Raw genomic sequence first — 18,854 nt, 5'->3', positions numbered from 1 at the left:
ACATCGCCATCATCAATGCGCTGCAAGACAACTCGGTCAAGCTGGTGTTCACCGAGAACGAGGACGGGTCCGCCCAGCTCACCTGGTTCCTGGGCGGACGCACCGCCTCGCTGAGCCAGCTACTGCCGATGCTGCAGAGCATGGGCGTGGTGGTGCTCGAGGAGCGGCCGTTCACCGTCGAGCGGTCCGACGGGCTGCCGGTGTGGATCTATCAGTTCAAAATCTCACCGCACCCAACCGTCCGGCTGGCCTCGACGCAAGCCGAGCGCGACGCGATGGCCGAGCGGTTCGCCGACGCGGTCACCGCCATCTGGCAGGGCCGCCTCGAGATCGACCGGTTCAACGAGCTGGTGATGCGTGCCGGCCTTCGCTGGCAGCAAGTCGTGTTATTGCGGGCCTACGCAAAGTACCTGCGGCAGGCCAACTTCCCCTACAGCCAGTCCTACATCGAGTCGGTGCTCAACGAGCACCCCTCGACCGCGCGATCGCTGGTAGCGCTGTTCGAGGCGTTGTTCGACCCCAGCCCCGATCCATCGTCGACCCGCGATGCGCAGGCGGCCGCCGCGGCGGTCGCCGCCGACATCGACGCGCTGGTAAGCCTGGACACCGACCGCATCCTGCGTGCCTTCGCGTCGCTGGTGCAGGCCACGTTGCGCACGAATTACTCTGTGACACGCGAAGGTTCGGCCCGGGCGCGCAATGTGTTAGCGATCAAGCTGGATGCCCAGCTGGTCGACGAGCTGCCGCTGCCCCGCCCGAAATACGAGATCTTCGTCTACTCGCCCCGGGTCGAGGGCGTGCACCTGCGGTTCGGCCCGGTGGCCCGCGGCGGCCTGCGCTGGTCGGACCGTCGAGACGACTTCCGCACCGAGATCCTGGGTTTGGTCAAGGCGCAGGCGGTCAAGAACGCCGTCATCGTGCCCGTCGGCGCCAAGGGCGGATTCGTCCTCAAGCGGCCACCGCTGCCCACCGGCGACGCCGCCGCCGACCGCGACGCCAACCGCGCCGAGGGCGTCGCCTGCTATCAGCTGTTCATCTCCGGCCTGCTCGACGTCACCGACAACGTCGACCATGCGACCGGAAAGGTGAACCCGCCACCGGAAGTCATCCGGCGCGACGGCGATGACGCGTACCTGGTGGTCGCGGCCGACAAGGGCACCGCGACCTTCTCCGACATCGCCAACGATGTCGCCAAGTCCTACGGGTTCTGGTTGGGCGACGCGTTCGCGTCCGGTGGATCGGTCGGTTACGACCACAAGGCCATGGGCATCACCGCCAAGGGCGCGTGGGAGGCCGTCAAACGGCACTTCCGGGAGATGGACATCGACACGCAGGCGCAGGATTTCACCGTGGTGGGAATCGGCGACATGAGCGGCGACGTCTTCGGCAACGGCATGCTGCTGAGCAAGCACATCCGGCTGCTCGCCGCCTTCGACCACCGGCACATCTTCTTGGATCCCGATCCCGATGCCGCGGCTTCCTGGGAGGAACGCCAGCGGATGTTCGACCTGCCGCGCTCCAGCTGGGAGGATTACGACACGTCGTTGATCAGCGAGGGCGGCGGGGTGTACAGCCGTGAGCACAAGGCGATTCCGGTCAGCCCCCAGGTTCGCGAGGCGTTGGGCATCGACGGCTCGGAGGATGGGGTCACGGAGATGACACCACCCAATCTGATCAAGGCGATCCTGCAGGCGCCGGTCGATCTGCTGTTCAACGGCGGGATCGGTACCTACATCAAGGCGGAGTCCGAGTCCGACGCCGACGTCGGCGATCGCGCCAACGATCCGGTGCGGGTCAACGGAAACCAGGTGCGCGCCAAAGTGATCGGCGAAGGCGGCAACCTCGGGGTGACGGCGTTGGGCCGGGTGGAGTTCGATCTGGCGGGTGGCCGGATCAACACCGATGCCATGGACAACTCGGCCGGCGTGGACTGCTCGGACCACGAGGTCAACATCAAGATCCTGATCGATGCCCTGGTGACCGCGGGCAAGGTCAAGCCGGAAGAGCGCAAGCCGCTGCTGGAATCGATGACCGACGAGGTCGCGCAGCTGGTGCTCACCGACAACGAGGAACAGAACGACCTGATCGGCACCAGCCGCGCCAACGCGGCCAGCCTGCTTCCCGTGCACGCCAGGCTGATCCAGTACCTGGTGGACGAGCGCGGCATCCACCGCGAGCTGGAAGCGCTGCCCACGGAGAAGGAGATCGGGCGCCGCGCCGAGGCCGGCATCGGGCTCACCTCACCGGAGCTGTGCACCTTGATGGCGCACGTGAAGCTGGGCCTCAAGGAGGAGATGCTCCAAACCGAGCTGACCGAACAGGACGTCTTCGCGTCCCGGCTGCCGCTGTACTTCCCAAAGCCGTTGCGGGAACGGTTCACTGCGGAGATTCGCACGCATCAGCTGCGCCGCGAGATCGTCACCACCATGCTGATCAACGACCTGGTGGACGCCGCGGGGATCAGCTACGCGTTCCGGATCACCGAAGACGTCGGCGTCGGGTCGGTCGACGCGGTGCGCACCTACGTCGCCACCGACGCGATCTTCGGCGTGGGGGAGATCTGGCGGCGCATCCGCGCGGCGAATTTGCCGGTGGCACTGTCGGATCGGCTCACGCTGGACACCAGGCGGCTGATCGACCGTGCCGGGCGGTGGCTGCTCAACTACCGTCCGCAGCCGCTGGCGGTCGGGGCCGAGATCAACCGGTTCGCCGCCAAGGTCCAGGCGCTGACGCCGCGCATGTCAGAGTGGCTGCGCGGCGACGACAAGGCGATCGTGGAGTCCGAAGCCGCCGAATTCGCCTCGCAGGGCGCGCCGGAAGACCTGGCCTACATGGTGGCCGCCGGCCTCTACCGCTTCAGCCTGCTCGACATCATCGACATCGGTGACATCAACGACATCGACGCCGCCGAGGTCGCGGACACCTATTTTGCGCTCATGGACCGGCTGGGCACCGACAGGCTGTTGACGGCGGTATCCGAACTGCCGCGGCGAGACCGCTGGCACTCTCTGGCGCGGTTGGCGATTCGTGACGACATCTATGCTTCGTTGCGGTCGCTGTGCTTCGATGTGCTCGCCGTGGGCGAGCCGGATGAAAGTGGTGAAGAGAAGATCGCCGAGTGGGAACACCTGAGTGCCTCCCGGGTCGAGCGGGCCCGCCGAACACTCATCGAGATCCAGGAAAGCGGAAACAAGGATCTCGCGACGCTGTCCGTCGCCGCCCGACAAATACGTCGCATGACCCGCACCAGTGGAAGAGGATCATCAAGTTGAGCTTCGGCTTCGTCGCGCCCGTGCCAGTGCGCTGGTCGGACATCGACATGTATCAGCACATCAACCACGCCACCATGGTCACCATCCTCGAAGAGGCGCGCGTCCAGTTCCTGCGCGAAGCGTTCGAGGTGGACATCATGACCATCGGTTTGCTCATCGCCGAGGTCAAGGTGACCTACAAAGGCCAGCTGCGGCTGATCGATTCACCGCTGCAGGTGACGATGTGGACCAAGCGGCTGCGGGCCGTCGACTTCACGCTGGGCTATGAGGTGCGATCGGTCTCCGCGGACCCGGCGTCGAAGCCCGCCGTCATCGCCGAGACGCAACTGGCCGCCGTCCACATCGAGGAGGAGCGCCTGGTGCGACTCTCGCCACAGCATCGGGAGTATCTACAACGGTGGATCAGGTAGCCGACCGCGGACTTTGGCTGAGTGCCGATGCCAGGGCCGCACACCGCACGGATCTGGCCGCGTTCGTCGACCGCGCCCTGCGACTCGATGACGCCGCGATCATCCGATTCCGGACCCGGTCGCCGGGTTTGCTGACCGCCTGGGTCGCAACGGGTTTCGACGTGCTGGCGAGCCGGGTAGTGGTCGGCGAGGTGCGGCCCGCCGATCTGTCGGTGGGCGCCGACGCGCTGGCGCGTGGCCTGTCCGCGATGGACGACTCGGGGCATGTCGATCCGGGCTTCGCGATGGATTCGGCGTGGCGGGGTGCGTTGCCGCCGGAATCCGGCTTCACCCACCTCGAGGACATCCCGGCCCGGGTGATGCTCGACCTCGCGCAACGCGGAGCCCAACTTGCCAAGGAGCACAGCAGTTCTCACGGGCCGCCGGTGTCGCTGCTCGACCAGGAGGTCATTCAGGTCAGCTCGGCCGACGTTCAGGTCGGGCTGCCGATGCGCTGCGTGTTCGCGCTGACCGCGATGGGTTTTCTGCCGCAGTCGCCTGATGCGGTCGGCGCCGACGAATTGATCCGGGTCCGGATACTGCCGACGTGGTTGCGCCTCGACGCCCGGTTCGGTTCGGTGTATCGCCGCCGCGGCGATCCCGCGCTGCTGCTGGGCTGACGCGCCCGGTCGCGGGCGACGTCGCAAACGGATCAGGCTGAGTTTAAAGCCGCCGCGGGCCGGGACCGTCCGCGAAGATCAGGGGCCGTAGAGCAGCCACAGCGGCAGGACGGCGTCGAGATAATCCATGAATTTCTTCAGGCCCACCCGAAACTGCCCGTACCCGTAGGGGTCTTCGGCGTACTGGGGGAACGCGATGCCAACCCCGAACAGTCCGGGGGCAAGGATCCCGTTGGTCCGGTGGTAATCCAGCTGGCCCCATTGCGGGGTCTCGGGCAACTTCCTGCGTTCGAAGCCAACGGTGTAGACGACCCGGTCGCATTGCGCCAGTTTCTCCGCGAATTGCGGGCTGGACACCCAGCACCTCTCCAGGCGGTCCGGAAGCACCCCGTCGATGTTCTCCCGCGCCCAAACCGCCGCCCGGCCCTTCAGCCCCGTGTCGTCGAACAGTATCCAATCGTCAAGATAGACAGCGTATTTCAGCGGGCTCCGGTAAAAATTGATGATCCGCTTGACGGGATGGCGCAGCAGGTTGGGCAGGACGATCATCGACGTGTGTGACGAGCCGAACACGGCGACCGTCGCCCCCTCGAGCGGCTCCTGGGCGAGCTTGTCGGGATCCAGGGCGACCTGGACTTCGATCTCCTCGAGATCGGCGTGGCGAAGTTTTTTGGGGTCCGCGCCCACGGCCAGGATCACGTTACTGGAAAAGATCTGCCGTTGTTCGGTCTGGACCCGCCACTGGCGGTCCTGCAAAGACAACTCGGTGGCGGTCGCGGTGAAGTCGTCGACCTGCTCACGCAGCTGCTCGGTGACCCACACCAAGGGTTCGGCGAGCAGGCCGAGCGCACAGGTCTCCTGGAGATCGACCTCCTTGAGCGGCATCGGTGGCGCTTCTGAGAACCGAAACGCCTTGGAGCCGTTGAAGTATTCGAGAAAGAGCGCGACGTGGGTGTTGCTCGACACCGACCGCCACTTCTGGCCGATGTCTCCGGCAGCGAAGGCCGGATCGACCCAGGCGATCCGTTCGGCCGCGACCCCGTGATCCAGCAACCTTCCCACCGCGGCGATGCCCGCCGGGCCGGCGCCGATCACTGTCCACTCGTAGGAAGCCATCCACCACATATAGAGCAGTCAGCCGGGAAATGCTCACCGTGGCTGCAGCGGCGCGGCCGGGCCGGCTACGCCAGCCAGGCCGCGGCATCCGGCGGCAGTTTGCCCTCCAGCAGCGGCGCGCTCGCCAGGATCAGCTCGCCCGCCGGCAGCGGCACCGGCGAGTCGCCGCTGTTGAGCACGCAGACCAGCCCACCGGGCCGCCGGAAGATCACCGCATCGCCGGCCGCGTCCAGCCATTCGACGCCCACGCCGTCGAATTCCACACGGCGCTTTCGCAATTCGATCGCCCGCTGGAAAAACGACAAGGTGGAGTCGGGATCACCGCTCTGCTTTTCGACGGTCAGCGTCGCCCATTCCGCCGGCATCGGCAACCACGTCTCGGACGAGAAGGAGAACCCGAACGGCGGCTCCTGACCCGACCAGGGGATCGGCACCCGGCACCTGTCCCGGCCGCGCTCGGTGTGGCCGGAGCGCTCCCACGTCGGGTCCTGCAGCACCTCGTCGGGCAGGTCCACGTCGGGCAGCCCCAGCTCCTCGCCGTTGTAGATGAACACCGCACCCGGCAGGGCGAGCATCACCAGGGCCATCGCGCGGGCGCGGCGCAGCCCGACCTCGCCGTCGCCGTAGCGGGTGACCTCCCGGCCGACGTCGTGGTTGGACAGCGTCCAGGTCGGGACTGCGTCCTGCAGGGCGGTGGCGGCCAGCGAGTTCTGGATCGCGTCGCGAATCTCGGCGGCGTCGAAGTCGATCTTGGTCAACCGGAAATTGAAGCCCAGGTGCAGTTCGTCGGGACGCAGATACTCGGCCCAGCGGACGTTGTCGGTGACCCAGACCTCGCCGACGGTCACCGCCCCGGGATAGTCGTTGACCACCCTGCGGATGTCGCGGTGGATGTCATGCACGCTCGGGTTATTGAAGCGCGGGTCGTCGTCGGTGTGGCTGAGCACCCTGGACTCGACGTCGGGGGAGTCGGGCAGGCCGGCCGGCTTGGCCATGCCGTGCGCCACGTCGATGCGGAAACCGTCCACGCCGCGCTCCAGCCAGAACCGCAGCGTTTTCTCGAAGTCGTCGAAGACGTCCGGGTGCTCCCAGTTCAGGTCGGGCTGCTCGGCATCGAAGAGGTGCAGGTACCACTGGCCGGGGTTGCCGTCGGGTTCGACCACGCGCGTCCACGCCGAGCCGCCGAACACCGAGGCCCAGTTGTTCGGCGGCAGCTCGCCGAGCTCGCCGCGGCCGTCGCGAAAGAAGTAGCGTTCCCGCGCGTCGGTGCCGGGCCCGGCGGCCAGCGCCGCGGCGAACCACGGATGCGCCGAACTGGTGTGGTTGGGCACCACGTCCATGGTGATCTTCATGCCCCGCTCGTGCGCGGCGGCGATCAGCCGTTCGATGGCGGCCATCCCGCCGAACAGCGGGTCGATGTCACGCGGATCGGCGACGTCATAGCCGTGGTCGGCCATCGGGGACACGGTGACCGGATTGAGCCAGATCGCGTCCACACCCAGTCGCTCCAGGTGGTCCAGGTGCGCCGTCACCCCGTCCAGATCGCCGACGCCGTCGCCGTCACTGTCGGCGAAGGACCTCGGGTACACCTGATAGAACACCGCGCTTGACCACCACGGCTTGGACTCCATTCCACCCCGCTTCGTTTCGTGGGCCGACAGTTTCGCCCTCACAGGGGCGCGTTGACGAGTGAGTGCGCAGCCATTTCCAGATAGTCGAGCAACGCGCGACGGTGTTCGTCGTCGAGTGTCTGCGAATCGATGGACGCGACGGCGGTGTGCATGCACCGCAGCCACGCGTCACGTGCCAGGGGAGTGATCCGGAACGGCACGTGACGCATCCGCAGCCGGGGATGTCCGCGCCGGTCGGAGTAGGTGCGCGGGCCGCCCCAGTACTGCTCGAGGAACATCCGCAACCGTTCTTCGGCACCCTCCAGGTCGTCCAGCGGATACAGCTCACGCAGGATCTCGTCCTCAGGGACCTGGGCGTAAAAGCGCGACACGATCGCGTGGAACGTCTCGGCGCCGCCGATCGCGTCGTAAAAGCTGACCTGATCCATCGCCGTCCATTGTGGTGCATCGCGGCGGCGCCGAGCCCAGCCGGCCCGACCCCATGCCCGCTGTTCACCGGCTGGACACGGCGTTTCACCTGCAATAGGGGTGCGATTGTCGGCGAATCATGGTGGACTGTTCGCGGAGGATCTATGGCGCAGGGCAAGAGACGCCGCAGCTACCGCAGTCCGGTAGCCGCGGCAGGGTTAACCGGGCCCACAACCGCGTCGTCCCTGCACAGTGTTGAAATCCATCCACCCGCCCGCTCGGAGAGCGCGTCCATCTGGAGTCGCCGGCGGGTCCTGCTGCTGAACTCCACCTACGAGCCGCTGACCGCGCTGCCGATGCGCCGCGCGATCGTCATGGTGATCTGCGGCAAGGCCGACGTGGTGCACCACGATCCGGCCGGCCCGGTCATCCACTCGGCGACCAGCTCCATCGTGGTGCCCTCGGTGATCCAGCTGCGGTCCTACGTCCGCGTTCCCTATCGCGCGCGCGTCCCGATGACCCGGGCCGCGCTGATGCACCGCGACCGGTTCTGCTGCGCCTACTGCGGGGCGAAGGCGGACACCGTCGACCACGTGCTGCCGCGCAGCCGCGGCGGCGACCATTCCTGGGAGAACTGCGTCGCGTGCTGCTCGACCTGCAACCACCGCAAGGGTGACAAGCTGCTCAGCGAGCTCGGCTGGGCGCTGCGCCGGCCGCCGCAGCCGCCGACGGGGCAACACTGGCGGCTGCTGTCGACGGTCAAGGAACTGGATCCCGCCTGGGCCCGCTATCTCGGCGAAGGCGCGGCCTGACCGCCAATCCGGTGTCCGGTCGCGCCGGTAGATCGGTTCGTGGGATACGGTTTGGCTCGTGAGTCAGATGCATCTCCACCTGTTCATCGTCGGAATACCGCTGTTGCTGGTAGTCGCGCTGTCGGTGCTCATCTGGTCCCGCAAGGGTCCGCACCCAGCGTCCTACAAGCTGGGCGAGAAGTGGACGCACCCGCCCATCCTGTGGGCTGCCACCGGCGAAGACGTCGGCCACGCGCACGGCGGACATGGTGGGCACGGCACGTCGGAGTTCTCAGTTGGAGGTGGCGCCAGTGGCACGTGGTGAGGTAGCGACGCGAGAACCCGCCGAGCTGCCCCGCGGCTGGGTCATCACCACCAGCGGACGGATCTCCGGGGTCACCGAGCCCGGCAAGCTCTCGGTGCAGTTCCCGTTCTCGACCAAAGATCTCGTCGCCGTGGATGACGCGCTGAAGTTCGGCTCGCGGGCGTCCAAGACGCGGTTCGCGATCTATCTGGGCGACCTGGGCAGCGACACCGCCGCGCGGGCCCGCGAACTCCTGGCCCACGTGCCGACGCCGGACAACGCGGTGCTGCTGGCCGTCTCGCCCGACCAGAGGGTCATCGAGGTGGTCTACGGCACCCAGGTCCGTGGCCGTGGTGCCGAGTCGGCCGCGCCGCTGGGGGTGGCGGCGGCGTCCTCGGCGTTCGAACGGGGCGACCTGGTCGACGGCCTGGTCAGCGCGATCCGCGTGCTCAGCGCCGGCATTTCGCCGGCCTAGGCTCCGGCTTCGTCGGTGGGGGCCGAGCCCTCGCCGGCGTCGAAACGGCGCGCCCGCAACGAACGCTTCACTCCGGCCTGGCCCTCGAGTACCAGGCGGCGCAACGCCGCGGGCACCTCGGGGTCGGACAGGAACCTGTCCGCGGCGGCGATGCCGTCGTCGCTGATATCCCAGTGCGGGTACAGGCCGATCACCACCGTCTGGGCCACTTCGCTGGACCGGCGCGCCCAGACACCGGAGATCGCCTCGAAATAGCGCTCGGTGAACGGCTTGAGCAACTCGGCCTGCCCGGCGGGGGCGATGCCCGCGATGATCGAGCGGGCGGTGATGTTGGCCAGGGTGTCGTTCTCGACCACCGTCGTCCAGGCATCCTCCTTGACCTGCAACTGGGGTCGGGCCGTCGCGGCCTGGGCGCCGTGCCGCTTGCCGGCGGCGGTCGGGTCGCGTTCGACCTCGGCGTCGATGAACGGCGTGGCGGGCCCGTCGGCGTCGATCGTGCCGGCGGTGGCCAGCGCCGTGACGATCCGCCACCGCAGGTCGGTGTCGACCACGAGGCCGGCCAGGCCCAACTCGGCGGGGTCGCGGTCGAGCAGGTCGGCCAGCGTCGCCACATGGTCGGCCGACAGCACCGACGAGCACAGCGTGTTGACGAAGGCGAGCTGGTGATCCGAGCCGGGTTGCGCGGCCCGCGCCAACTCCAGCAGCCGGTCGGCGAATTGCGGCCAGCCCTGCTCGCGCGCCCAGCCCTGCTCGGCGTAGGACGTCAGCGCCGTCTGCGCCTGCAGCAACAACCGCTGGGCCACCCCGACCTCGGATTCGGCGTGCACGCCGCCAGTGACCAGGGCCACGAAGTCGCGTGCTCGTAGCTCGGCCTCGCGCGTCATCTCCCAGGCGGCCGACCAGACCAGCGAGCGCGGCAGCGGCTCGGCGATGTCGGCGATGCGCTCCAGCGCGGTGCGCAGCGACTCGGCGTCCAGCCGCAACGAGCAATATGTCAGGTCGTCGTCATTGACCAAAATCAATTGGCCCCGCGAAACACCAACCAGCGCAGGAACTTCCGTGACCGGGCCCTCAACGTCGAGCTCCTCGCGGTGTACCCGCACCAGCTTTCCGGTTCCGCTGGAATCGCTGTCGTCGTAGATCCCGACCGCGAGCCGGTGCACCCGGGTCTCACCGGCGCCCGGGGCGGCGCCGCTCTGGGTCACCGCGAACCTGGTGAACTTACCGTCAGCGTCGACGTCGAACTCCGGCCGAAGCGTGTTCAGCCCGGTCGTTTTCAGCCACTGCTGACCCCAGTCGGACAGGTCACGACCCGACGCCTGCTCCAGCGCGGCGACCAGGTCGTCGAACGTGGCGTTGCCGAAGGCGTGCGCGCGGAAGTAATCCCGCAGTCCCGCCAGGAAGTGCTCCAACCCGACGTAGGCGACGAGTTGCTTGAGCACCGAAGCGCCCTTGGCGTAGGTGATGCCGTCGAAGTTGACCTCGACCGCTTCCAGGTCGGGGATGTCGGCGGCGATCGGATGCGTCGAGGGCAATTGGTCCTGCCGATAGGCCCACGACTTCTCGACCGTGGCGAACGTCGTCCACGCCTCGGTGAATTCCGTTGCCTCGCTTTGGCACAGCACCGATGCGAAGGTCGCGAACGACTCGTTGAGCCACAGGTCGTCCCACCACGCCATGGTGACCAGGTCGCCGAACCACATGTGCGCCATCTCGTGCAGCACAGTCTCGGCGCGCCGCTCGTAGGAGGCCCGGGTGACCTTGCTGCGGAAGACGTAGTCCTCCAGGAAGGTCACCGCGCCCGCGTTTTCCATTGCGCCGGCATTGAATTCGGGGACGAACAGCTGGTCGTACTTCCCGAACGCGTAGGGCAGGCCAAAGTGCTTGTGGTAGAAGCCGAATCCCTGCTTGGTCTGGGTGAACAGCCGCTCGGCGTCCATGTATTGGGCCAGCGAGGATCGGCAATAGATCCCCAGCGGGATCTCGCCGTGCTCGTCGGTGTAGGAGTCGTTCCACTCGGCGTACGGGCCAGCGATCAACGCGACCAGATAGGTGCTCATCCGTGGTGTGGTGGCGAAGGTGTGCAGGCCGTCGGTCACCGACACCGCCGCGCCGTTGGAGATCACCTTCCAATGCGTAGGCGCGGCCACCCGCACGTCGAAGGTCGCCTTCATGTCGGGTTGGTCGAAACAGGCGAACATGCGCTTGGCATCGGCGGTTTCGAACTGCGAGTACAGGTAGGTCTCGTTGTCGACCGGGTCGACGAACCGATGCAGGCCCTCTCCGGTGTTGGAGTAGCGGCAGTCCGCGTCTACCACGACGACGTTGCGGTCGGTCAGCCCGCGCAGCGGGATGCCGGTCGACTCGTCGTATTCGGAGACATCCAGGTCCCGCCCGTTGAGGGTGGCGCTGCGGATGGTGTCGGCGGCAATGTCGATGAACGAGTCGGCGCCGGCGAGCGCGTCGAACACCACGGTGGTGATCGAGCGGAAAGTCCGTTCGCCGGGTGGGCCACCAGGCCCGGAACCGTCGGTGAGATCGAGGTCGATCTGATAGCTGGTGACGGTGATCAGCGAAGCGCGCTCGACGGCTTGGTCGCGGGTGAGGTTCGGAAGTGCCACGTGTCCAACTTACGGGTCGGGCAAACCGGGAACAGGACGCAGCGGCCTACGGTTGTGCAGATCGGACTTTCCACCAACGAGAGGATCAGCCATGCCTGACACCGCCGCCGCGAAGAACAAAGCAGACTTCTGGTTCGATCCGCTGTGTCCGTGGGCGTGGATCACCTCGCGCTGGATCCTCGAGGTGGAAAAGGTTCGCGACATCGAGGTGAACTTTCACGTGATGAGCCTGGCGGTGCTCAACGAAAACCGCGAGGGCCTGCCCGACGAATACCGCGAACGCTTGTCGAAGGCCTTCGGTCCGGTGCGGGTGGCGATCGCCGCCGAACAGGCTCACGGCGCCGAGGTGCTCGCGCCGCTGTACACCGCGATGGGCACCCAGATCCACAACAAGGGCAACAAAGATCTCGACGACGTGATCAAGCAGTCGCTGGCGGAGGTGGGGTTGCCCTCGGAGCTGGCGGACGCCGCGAACAGCGACGCCTACGACGAGGCGCTGCGCAAGAGCCACCACGCCGGCATGGACGCGGTGGGCGACGACGTCGGCACACCGACCATCCACGTCAACAATGTGGCGTTCTTCGGGCCGGTGCTGTCCAAGATCCCGCGCGGCGAGGAGGCGGGCAAGCTGTGGGACGCCTCGGTGGCCTTCGCGTCCTACCCGCACTTCTTCGAGCTCAAGCGCAGCCGCACGGAGAAGCCCGAATTCGACTAGACCGGTAGGGCGCTGCCCGCCTTGCCCTCGCCGCCGCCAACGCCACGGGTGGCTGTGTAAGGATTGCGGGCATGCGCGTCTACCTCGGCTCTGACCACGCCGGATTCGAGCTCAAGCAGCAGATCATCGATCACCTCACCAAATCCGGGCACGAGCCGATCGATTGCGGCGCCTTCAGTTACGACGCCGAAGACGACTACCCGGCGTTTTGCATCGCCGCCGCGACGCGTACGGTGGCCGACCCGGACAGCCTGGGCATCGTGTTGGGCGGGTCGGGCAACGGCGAGCAGATCGCGGCGAACAAGGTGCCCGGCGCCCGCTGCGCCCTGGCCTGGAGCGTCGAGACCGCGGCGCTGGCCCGCGAGCACAACAACGCCCAACTGATCGGCATCGGCGGTCGCATGCACACCGTGGCCGAGGCGCTGGCCATCGTCGACGCCTTCTTGACTACGCCCTGGTCGAAAGCCGAACGCCACCAACGGCGTATCGACATACTCGCCGAATACGAACGCACCCACCAGGCCCCGCCGGTACCCGGCGCGGCCAGCTGACGCCGGAAAGGTCTGCGCGTGCCCGAAGGGCATACCCTGCACCGATTGGCCCGGCTGCACCAACGCCGATACGCCGGTGCCCCCGTCGCGGTGTCGAGCCCGCAGGGCCGCTTCGCCGATTCGGCCGCGGTGGTCGACGGCCGGGTGTTGCGGCGCACCAGCGCGTGGGGCAAGCACCTGTTTCATCACTACGCCGGCGGGCCGATCGTGCACGTGCACCTCGGCCTGTACGGCGCCTTCACCGAATGGGAACGGCCCGGCGACGGACTGTTTCCCGAAGCGGTCGGGCAGGTGCGGATGCGCATGATCGGCGCCGGCTACGGCACCGACCTGCGCGGGCCGACGGTGTGCGAAGTCATCGACGAAGGCCAAGTCAGCGACGTCCTGGCCAGGCTGGGCCCCGACCCGTTGCGCAGCGACGCCGACCCGTCCTGGGCGTGGAAGCGAATTGCCAAGTCGCGCAGGTCCATTGGCGCGCTGCTGATGGACCAGACCGTGATGGCCGGGGTGGGCAACGTCTACCGCAGCGAGCTGCTGTTCCGCCACCGCATCGACCCGTTCCGGCCCGGCCGCGACGTCGGCGAGGATGAGTTCGACGCGGCCTGGACCGATCTGGTCGCGTTGATGAAGGTCGGATTGCGCCGCGGCAAGATCATCGTGGTGCGGCCCGAGCACGACCACGGCGCGCCGTCGTACCGCCCCGATCGACCCCGGACCTACGTCTACCGGCGGGCCGGTGAGCCCTGCCGGGTGTCCGGTGATCCGATTCGCACGACGGTGTTGGAGGGCCGAAACGTGTTCTGGTGCCCGACATGCCAGAAGTGACCGCATTGGCAGGAAACTTTCAGCCCATAACACTGGCGCCACTTGTTTAGCCAAAGCATCTATGCGGGTATCACATAGTCCGTGAAAACTCTTCCACGTTTGGCCGCAACGGCTCTCGCAATCGGCGGGCTGGGTTTGGCGGGCATCGGCGTCGCGACCGAGGCGCAGGCCCACCCCGGACCCTTCCCGCAATGGTGTCCCGGTGAGCGGTGGGATCCCGGCTGGGGCAACAACTGGGACTGGAACAACTGCCACGACTGGCGCGGAGGGCCTCCTGGACCGCCGGGCTGGGGGCCGGGGGGACCGCCGCACCCCGGCGGCCCGTGGGGACCGGGCGGCCCGGGTGGACCGCCGCCGCCTCCCGGCTGGCACCCCTGATCCGACCAGTCACGCAACCAAATGCGCCCCGCCGAATCGGCGGGGCGCATCTGCGTTGAGCGTCAGATGACTCCCAGCACGGAGTAGACCTCGTTGGACAGCACCAGGCTGCGTGGGTCCGCATTGGCCTTGGTCGGGTCGAAGTGATTGGCCACATACGCGTAACCGATGCGGTGCGCCAGGTCGACGAACCCGAACGAGCCGCCCAGCCCGCCGTGGCCGAAGATGCGGGGGTTCGGCCCGTTGACGCAACGCTGGTTGAGCATGTAACCCAAACCCCAGCCGTGGTCCGCGACCCGCGGCCCCAGCACCAGGTCGGTCTCCAGGCCGCCCTGGCAGACCCGCACCAGGTCCATGTGCTCGCGGCTGAGCACCTTCTCCTGGGCGAGCGCGTTGTAGAACGTCGCCAGTCCCAGCGCCGAGACCTGCCCGTTGGTGCCCGGGAACTCGAGTTCGCGCCACAGGTTCAGGTCGTGCGAGCCGAGTTCGTCGTCGGGGGCGAACCCCATCGAGATCGACAGCCCCGCCTTGGGGTGCTCGGCCAGGCTCCTCGGGTAGCCCGGCGCCTTCGCGTCGGCCAGCAGATCGCGGGCATGCGGCTTGTTGACCCGCTCGGCGCACCGGTGTTGCTCGCTCAGCGGCAACCCGATGTGCACGTCGGCGCCCAACGGTTCGGCGATCTCGGTGCGCAGGTACTGGCCGATGGTCCGGCCCGTCACCCGGCGGAACACCTCGCCGGTGATGAAACCGAAGGTGGTCATGTGGTAGCCCTGCGCGGTGCCCGGCTCCCACCACGGCTCGGCGGCGGCCAGCTGTTCGCAGACGTAGTCCCAGTCGGCGACCTGCTCCCACCGCATCCGGGTGCGCGGGCCGATCACCCCGGAGCGGTGGCTCATCACCATCGCCAGCGTGATGTCTTGCTTGCCCGCCTGGGCGAACTCGGGCCAGTAGTGCGCGACGGGGGCGTGCAGGTCCAGTTCGCCGCGGTCGGCGAGCTGGTGCACGCAGGTGGCCGACAGGCCCTTCGTGCCGGACAAGACGGTGGTCAGGGTGTTTTGCTGCCACGGTCGGGTGCGGGCCGCGTCGGCCCAGCCGCCCCACAGATTGACCACTAGAGACCCGTCGACCCACACCGCGACGGCCGCGCCGACTTCGTTGCCCAGCGTGAAATTGCGCTCGAACGCGTCGCGAACCCCGACGAAGTCCGACGCGCATGAGCCGTGGATCAACGCGTCGGTCAACAGGTCGCTCATGGCGCCTCTCTATCGAGCAGATAGTTAGCCCGAGCGGGCGACGGGAATCGAACCCGCGTAGCTAGTTTGGAAGACTAGGGCTCTACCATTGAGCTACGCCCGCATGTAGTTAGTCGAGCGTGACTGTAGCTGGCGACGAAGATCAAATCTAATCGACTCGGTTTTGTGATCGCTCCGTGAGGTCTGCGACGTCGCTGCGAAGCCCGTGGCCAACCCGGTGTTGAGGGGCCTTAGGATCATCGAGGTCAGCGCGGGGTGTAGCGCAGCTTGGTAGCGCATCCGCTTTGGGAGCGGAAGGCCGCAGGTTCAAATCCTGTCACCCCGACCAGCACCACCGGCCGCGCCCTGCGCGCGGCCCACCGACCACCGAGAACGAGCCAAGAACGAGCACTGAGGAGCACACCCGTGAAGAGCACCGTTGAGCAGTTGAGCCCCACCCGGGTGCGCATCAACGTGGAGGTCCCCTTCTCAGAACTCGAACCCGACTTCCAGCGCGCCTACAAGGAGCTGGCCCGCCAGGTGCGACTGCCTGGATTCCGGCCGGGCAAGGCGCCGGCGAAGTTGCTGGAGGCCCGGTTCGGTCGCGAGGCCATGCTGGATCAGGTGGTCAGCGAGGCGCTGCCGGCGCGGTACGGGCAGGCCGTCGCCGAATCAGAGGTGCACCCGCTGGGTCAGCCCGAGATCGAGGTCACCAAGAAGGAGTACGGCGAGGAGCTGGCGTTCACCGCCGAGGTCGACGTGCGACCCAAGCTCGCCCTGCCGGACCCCGGTGCGCTCAAGGTGTCGGTGGACCCGATCGAGGTCAGCGACGAGGACGTGGACGCCGAACTGCAGTCTCTGCGTGCCCGATTCGGCACGCTGACCGGGGTGGACCGCCCGGTCGCCGACGGCGACTTCGTCTCGATCGACCTGTCGGCCACCATCGACGGTGAAGAGGTTCCGGGCGCCGCCGCGCAGGGCCTGTCCCACGAGGTCGGCTCGGGCCGGCTGATCGCGGGCCTCGACGAAGCCCTGATCGGGTTGTCCGTCGACGAGTCCAAGGAATTCACCGCGCAGCTGGCGACCGGCGAGCACGCAGGCAAGGACGCGCAGGTCACCGTCACCGTCAAGTCGATCAAGGAACGCGAGCTGCCCGAGGCCGACGACGAGTTCGCCCAACTGGCCAGCGAGTTCGACACCATCGAGGAGCTCAAGGCCAACCTGCGCGACCAGGTCGGCCGGACCAAGCGCGCCCAGCAGGCCGAGAACATCCGGGAGGCCGCGCTCGACACGCTGCTCGAGCAGGTCGAAGTGCCGCTGCCGGAAGCGATCGTCAAGGCCCAGGTCGACAGCGCCCTGCACAACGCCTTGCACAGCCTCAACCACGACGAATCCAAGCTCGAGGAAGTGCTGGCCCAGCAGGGCAAGTCCCGCGAGGAGTTCGAGACCGAGACGCGCACCGCCGCCGAGACGGACGTGAAACGGCAGCTGCTGCTGGACGCCCTGGCCGACGAGCTGGAGGTTCAGGTCGGCCAGGAGGACCTGACCGAGCGGCTGGTCGCGACGTCGCGCCAATACGGCATCGAGCCCCAGCAGCTGTTGGCCTACTTGCAGGAGAACAACCAGCTGCCGGCCATGTTCGCCGATGTGCGCCGGGCGCTGGCCATCGCCGAGGTGATCCGGGCGGCGACCGTCACCGACACCGCCGGAAACGCCATCGACACGAGTGAGTTCTTCGGCAAGCGTTCGGAGGCCGACGATGCCGAGCCGACGGGGGAGGCTGATGCCGAGCCGACGGGCGAGGCTGATGCCGGCGAATCCGACGAGGCCGACGCCGGGGAGTGACCGCGCCGTGACGCTGTGAGCGAACGCGGGGTGCGTGCCGCGAAACGGCGGCCTTGGTTGGTTAGTGTCGTGAATACAGGTCTGAAAGAAAGCAGGTAACCCAGTCGTGACTGACATGCGTTCGCCCTCGCAGGGTCTCAACCTCACGGACTCGGTCTATGAGCGCTTGCTCTCCGAGCGCATCATCTTCCTGGGTTCGGAGGTCAACGACGAGGTCGCCAATCGGCTGTGCGCGCAGATCCTGCTGCTCGCCGCCGAGGACGCGGACAAGGACATTTCGCTCTACATCAATTCGCCCGGCGGATCGATCAGCGCCGGGATGGCGATTTACGACACCATGGTGCTGGCGCCGTGCGACATCGCCACCTACGCGATGGGCATGGCCGCCTCGATGGGCGAGTTCCTGCTGGCGGCGGGAACCAAAGGTAAGCGCTTCGCCCTGCCGCACGCCCGCATCCTGATGCACCAGCCGCTGGGCGGCGTGACCGGTAGCGCGGCCGACATCGCCATCCAGGCCGAGCAATTCACGGTCATCAAGAAGGAGATGTTCCGCCTCAACGCGGAATTCACCGGCCAGTCGATCGAGCGCATCGAGGCGGATTCCGATCGCGACCGCTGGTTCACCGCGCAGGAAGCCCTCGAATACGGCTTCGTCGACCACATCATCACCCGCGCCGCCCACATCACCAATGGAGAAGCCCAGTGAACCCCGAAACCCAGCCCCAGGCGCGCTACATCCTGCCGTCGTTCATCGAGCACTCCAGCTTTGGGATCAAGGAGTCCAATCCCTACAACAAGCTGTTCGAGGAGCGCATCATCTTCCTCGGCGTCCAGGTCGACGACGCGTCGGCGAACGACATCATGGCCCAGCTGCTGGTGCTCGAGTCGCTGGACCCCGACCGTGACATCACCATGTACATCAACTCGCCCGGTGGCGGATTCACCTCGCTGATGGCGATTTACGACACCATGCAGTACGTGCGTGCCGACATCCAGACGGTGTGCCTGGGCCAGGCCGCGTCGGCCGCGGCGGTGCTGCTGGCCGCCGGGACACCGGGCAAGCGGATGGCGCTGCCCAACGCCCGGGTGCTCATCCATCAGCCCTCGCTGCAGGGCGTGATCCAGGGGCAATTCTCCGATCTGGAGATCCAGGCCGCCGAGATCGAGCGGATGCGTACGCTGATGGAAACCACCCTGGCCCGCCACACCGGCAAGGACGCCGCGACGGTCCGCAAGGACACCGACCGGGACAAGATTCTGACTGCCGAAGAGGCCAAGGATTACGGGATCATCGACACCGTGCTCGAGTACCGGAAGCTCTCGGCGCAGACCGCCTAGCGTTCCGGGCCCGTCGCCGAGCGTGCACTCACGGCGAATCTTCGCCCGATTTTTCGCCCTGACTGCACGCTCGGTGAATCGCCGCGATATCGGCGGGCCCCACCCGGCAGCATCCGCCGACGATGCGGGCGCCGGCCGCGATCCACTGCGCGGCCAGATCCGCGCCGAACCGTGACGGGCCGATCCACTTGCGCCGCAAAGCATCCCAGCGTTCTCCGCTGTTCGGGTAGACGATGACGGGTTTCCCGACGGGCGCGGCGTGCGCGATCGCGGACGTGTTGCC

Annotated in this window: 19 protein-coding genes and 2 tRNA genes; 14 read left to right on the top strand and 7 right to left on the bottom strand. The window is 67.3% G+C overall.

Annotation, left to right across the window (positions count from 1 at the left end; translation table 11 throughout):
* The 3 genes from A9W96_RS09955 to A9W96_RS09945 all read left to right on the top strand — a co-directional run.
* Nucleotides 1-3,272, top strand: a 3,272-nt coding sequence (locus A9W96_RS09955) for an NAD-glutamate dehydrogenase domain-containing protein (RefSeq protein ID WP_067139382.1), incomplete at its 5' end; no start/stop codon positions are given.
* The gene (locus A9W96_RS09950) at nt 3,269-3,682 is read left to right on the top strand and encodes a thioesterase family protein (RefSeq protein WP_067023752.1); all 414 of its coding nucleotides are present in this window, start codon (nt 3,269-3,271) and stop codon (nt 3,680-3,682) included. The genes A9W96_RS09955 and A9W96_RS09950, both read left to right, overlap by 4 nt.
* Nucleotides 3,670-4,341: a hypothetical protein gene (locus A9W96_RS09945; protein WP_067139379.1), complete on the top strand. Its 672-nt coding sequence runs from the start codon at nt 3,670-3,672 to the stop codon at nt 4,339-4,341. The genes A9W96_RS09950 and A9W96_RS09945 overlap by 13 nt, the downstream gene beginning before the upstream one ends.
* A gap of 78 nt (nt 4,342-4,419) precedes the next feature.
* On the opposite strand, the gene A9W96_RS09940 is transcribed toward A9W96_RS09945, so the two are convergent.
* The 3 genes from A9W96_RS09940 to A9W96_RS09930 all read right to left on the bottom strand — a co-directional run bounded on the left by A9W96_RS09940 (nt 4,420) and on the right by A9W96_RS09930 (nt 7,516).
* Nucleotides 4,420-5,436, bottom strand: coding sequence for a pyridine nucleotide-disulfide oxidoreductase (locus tag A9W96_RS09940; protein WP_067139385.1), 1,017 nt, complete (start codon nt 5,434-5,436; stop codon nt 4,420-4,422).
* An 86-nt stretch (nt 5,437-5,522) separates the two neighbouring features.
* Nucleotides 5,523-7,088, bottom strand: a complete 1,566-nt coding sequence (locus A9W96_RS09935; RefSeq protein WP_066860253.1) for a glycoside hydrolase family 13 protein — start codon at nt 7,086-7,088, stop codon at nt 5,523-5,525.
* A 38-nt stretch (nt 7,089-7,126) separates the two neighbouring features.
* Nucleotides 7,127-7,516, bottom strand: a complete 390-nt coding sequence (locus A9W96_RS09930; RefSeq protein ID WP_066860250.1) for a globin — start codon at nt 7,514-7,516, stop codon at nt 7,127-7,129.
* A gap of 144 nt (nt 7,517-7,660) precedes the next feature.
* Here A9W96_RS09930 and A9W96_RS09925 point away from each other — a divergent pair, with 144 nt between their 5' ends.
* The 3 genes from A9W96_RS09925 to A9W96_RS09915 all read left to right on the top strand — a co-directional run bounded on the left by A9W96_RS09925 (nt 7,661) and on the right by A9W96_RS09915 (nt 9,066).
* Nucleotides 7,661-8,308, top strand: a complete 648-nt coding sequence (locus A9W96_RS09925) for an HNH endonuclease (RefSeq protein WP_067139376.1) — start codon at nt 7,661-7,663, stop codon at nt 8,306-8,308.
* A gap of 67 nt (nt 8,309-8,375) precedes the next feature.
* Nucleotides 8,376-8,612, top strand: coding sequence for a hypothetical protein (locus A9W96_RS09920; protein WP_066860244.1), 237 nt, complete (start codon nt 8,376-8,378; stop codon nt 8,610-8,612).
* Nucleotides 8,599-9,066: a DUF5130 domain-containing protein gene (locus A9W96_RS09915; protein WP_067139372.1), complete on the top strand. Its 468-nt coding sequence runs from the start codon at nt 8,599-8,601 to the stop codon at nt 9,064-9,066. Before A9W96_RS09920 ends, A9W96_RS09915 begins: the two co-directional genes overlap by 14 nt.
* On the opposite strand, the gene pepN is transcribed toward A9W96_RS09915, so the two are convergent.
* Nucleotides 9,063-11,687, bottom strand: a complete 2,625-nt coding sequence (gene pepN, locus A9W96_RS09910; RefSeq protein WP_067139369.1) for an aminopeptidase N — start codon at nt 11,685-11,687, stop codon at nt 9,063-9,065. The genes A9W96_RS09915 and pepN overlap by 4 nt on opposite strands.
* A 91-nt stretch (nt 11,688-11,778) precedes the next feature.
* On the opposite strand from pepN, the gene A9W96_RS09905 reads away from it, so the two are divergent.
* The 4 genes from A9W96_RS09905 to A9W96_RS31350 all read left to right on the top strand — a co-directional run bounded on the left by A9W96_RS09905 (nt 11,779) and on the right by A9W96_RS31350 (nt 14,156).
* The gene (locus A9W96_RS09905) at nt 11,779-12,402 is read left to right on the top strand and encodes a DsbA family protein (RefSeq protein ID WP_066860235.1); all 624 of its coding nucleotides are present in this window, start codon (nt 11,779-11,781) and stop codon (nt 12,400-12,402) included.
* Between the two features lie 71 nt (nt 12,403-12,473).
* Nucleotides 12,474-12,953, top strand: a complete 480-nt coding sequence (locus A9W96_RS09900; protein ID WP_066860232.1) for a ribose-5-phosphate isomerase — start codon at nt 12,474-12,476, stop codon at nt 12,951-12,953.
* A gap of 18 nt (nt 12,954-12,971) precedes the next feature.
* Complete coding sequence (locus A9W96_RS09895; RefSeq protein WP_067139367.1) at nt 12,972-13,778, top strand: Fpg/Nei family DNA glycosylase; 807 nt, start codon at nt 12,972-12,974, stop codon at nt 13,776-13,778.
* Nucleotides 13,779-13,877: 99 nt separating this feature from the next.
* On the top strand, nt 13,878-14,156 hold the full coding sequence (locus A9W96_RS31350) for a hypothetical protein (protein ID WP_197499474.1): 279 nt from the start codon (nt 13,878-13,880) through the stop codon (nt 14,154-14,156).
* Between the two features lie 62 nt (nt 14,157-14,218).
* On the opposite strand, the gene A9W96_RS09890 is transcribed toward A9W96_RS31350, so the two are convergent.
* Entirely contained in the window at nt 14,219-15,409 is a 1,191-nt protein-coding gene (locus A9W96_RS09890) for a serine hydrolase domain-containing protein (protein ID WP_067139364.1), read from the bottom strand.
* Between the two features lie 32 nt (nt 15,410-15,441).
* Nucleotides 15,442-15,512, bottom strand: a tRNA-Gly gene (locus A9W96_RS09885).
* A gap of 148 nt (nt 15,513-15,660) precedes the next feature.
* Here A9W96_RS09885 and A9W96_RS09880 point away from each other — a divergent pair.
* From A9W96_RS09880 to clpP2, 4 genes are all read left to right on the top strand, one after another.
* Nucleotides 15,661-15,737 (top strand) — tRNA-Pro (locus A9W96_RS09880).
* Nucleotides 15,738-15,814: 77 nt separating this feature from the next.
* On the top strand, nt 15,815-17,233 hold the full coding sequence (tig, locus tag A9W96_RS09875; RefSeq protein ID WP_066860223.1) for a trigger factor: 1,419 nt from the start codon (nt 15,815-15,817) through the stop codon (nt 17,231-17,233).
* A gap of 115 nt (nt 17,234-17,348) precedes the next feature.
* The gene (clpP1, locus tag A9W96_RS09870; protein WP_066860220.1) at nt 17,349-17,939 is read left to right on the top strand and encodes an ATP-dependent CLP protease proteolytic subunit ClpP1; all 591 of its coding nucleotides are present in this window, start codon (nt 17,349-17,351) and stop codon (nt 17,937-17,939) included.
* Nucleotides 17,936-18,571 (top strand): ATP-dependent CLP protease proteolytic subunit ClpP2, encoded by a 636-nt coding sequence (gene clpP2, locus A9W96_RS09865; protein ID WP_066860217.1) that lies wholly within the window; start codon nt 17,936-17,938, stop codon nt 18,569-18,571. Before clpP1 ends, clpP2 begins: the two co-directional genes overlap by 4 nt.
* A gap of 28 nt (nt 18,572-18,599) precedes the next feature.
* Here the strand turns inward: clpP2 and A9W96_RS09860 are convergent.
* Nucleotides 18,600-18,854: homocysteine S-methyltransferase family protein (locus A9W96_RS09860; protein ID WP_197499473.1), on the bottom strand; the 255-nt coding region annotated here is incomplete at its 5' end.

It is taken from the genome of Mycobacterium sp. 1245852.3, from assembly GCF_001669335.1.
GTDB classification, from domain to species: Bacteria; Actinomycetota; Actinomycetes; order Mycobacteriales; family Mycobacteriaceae; genus Mycobacterium; species Mycobacterium europaeum_A.
The sequence above is the reverse complement of the archived record's forward strand: the minus strand, read 5'-3'. Positions and strand labels throughout refer to the sequence as shown.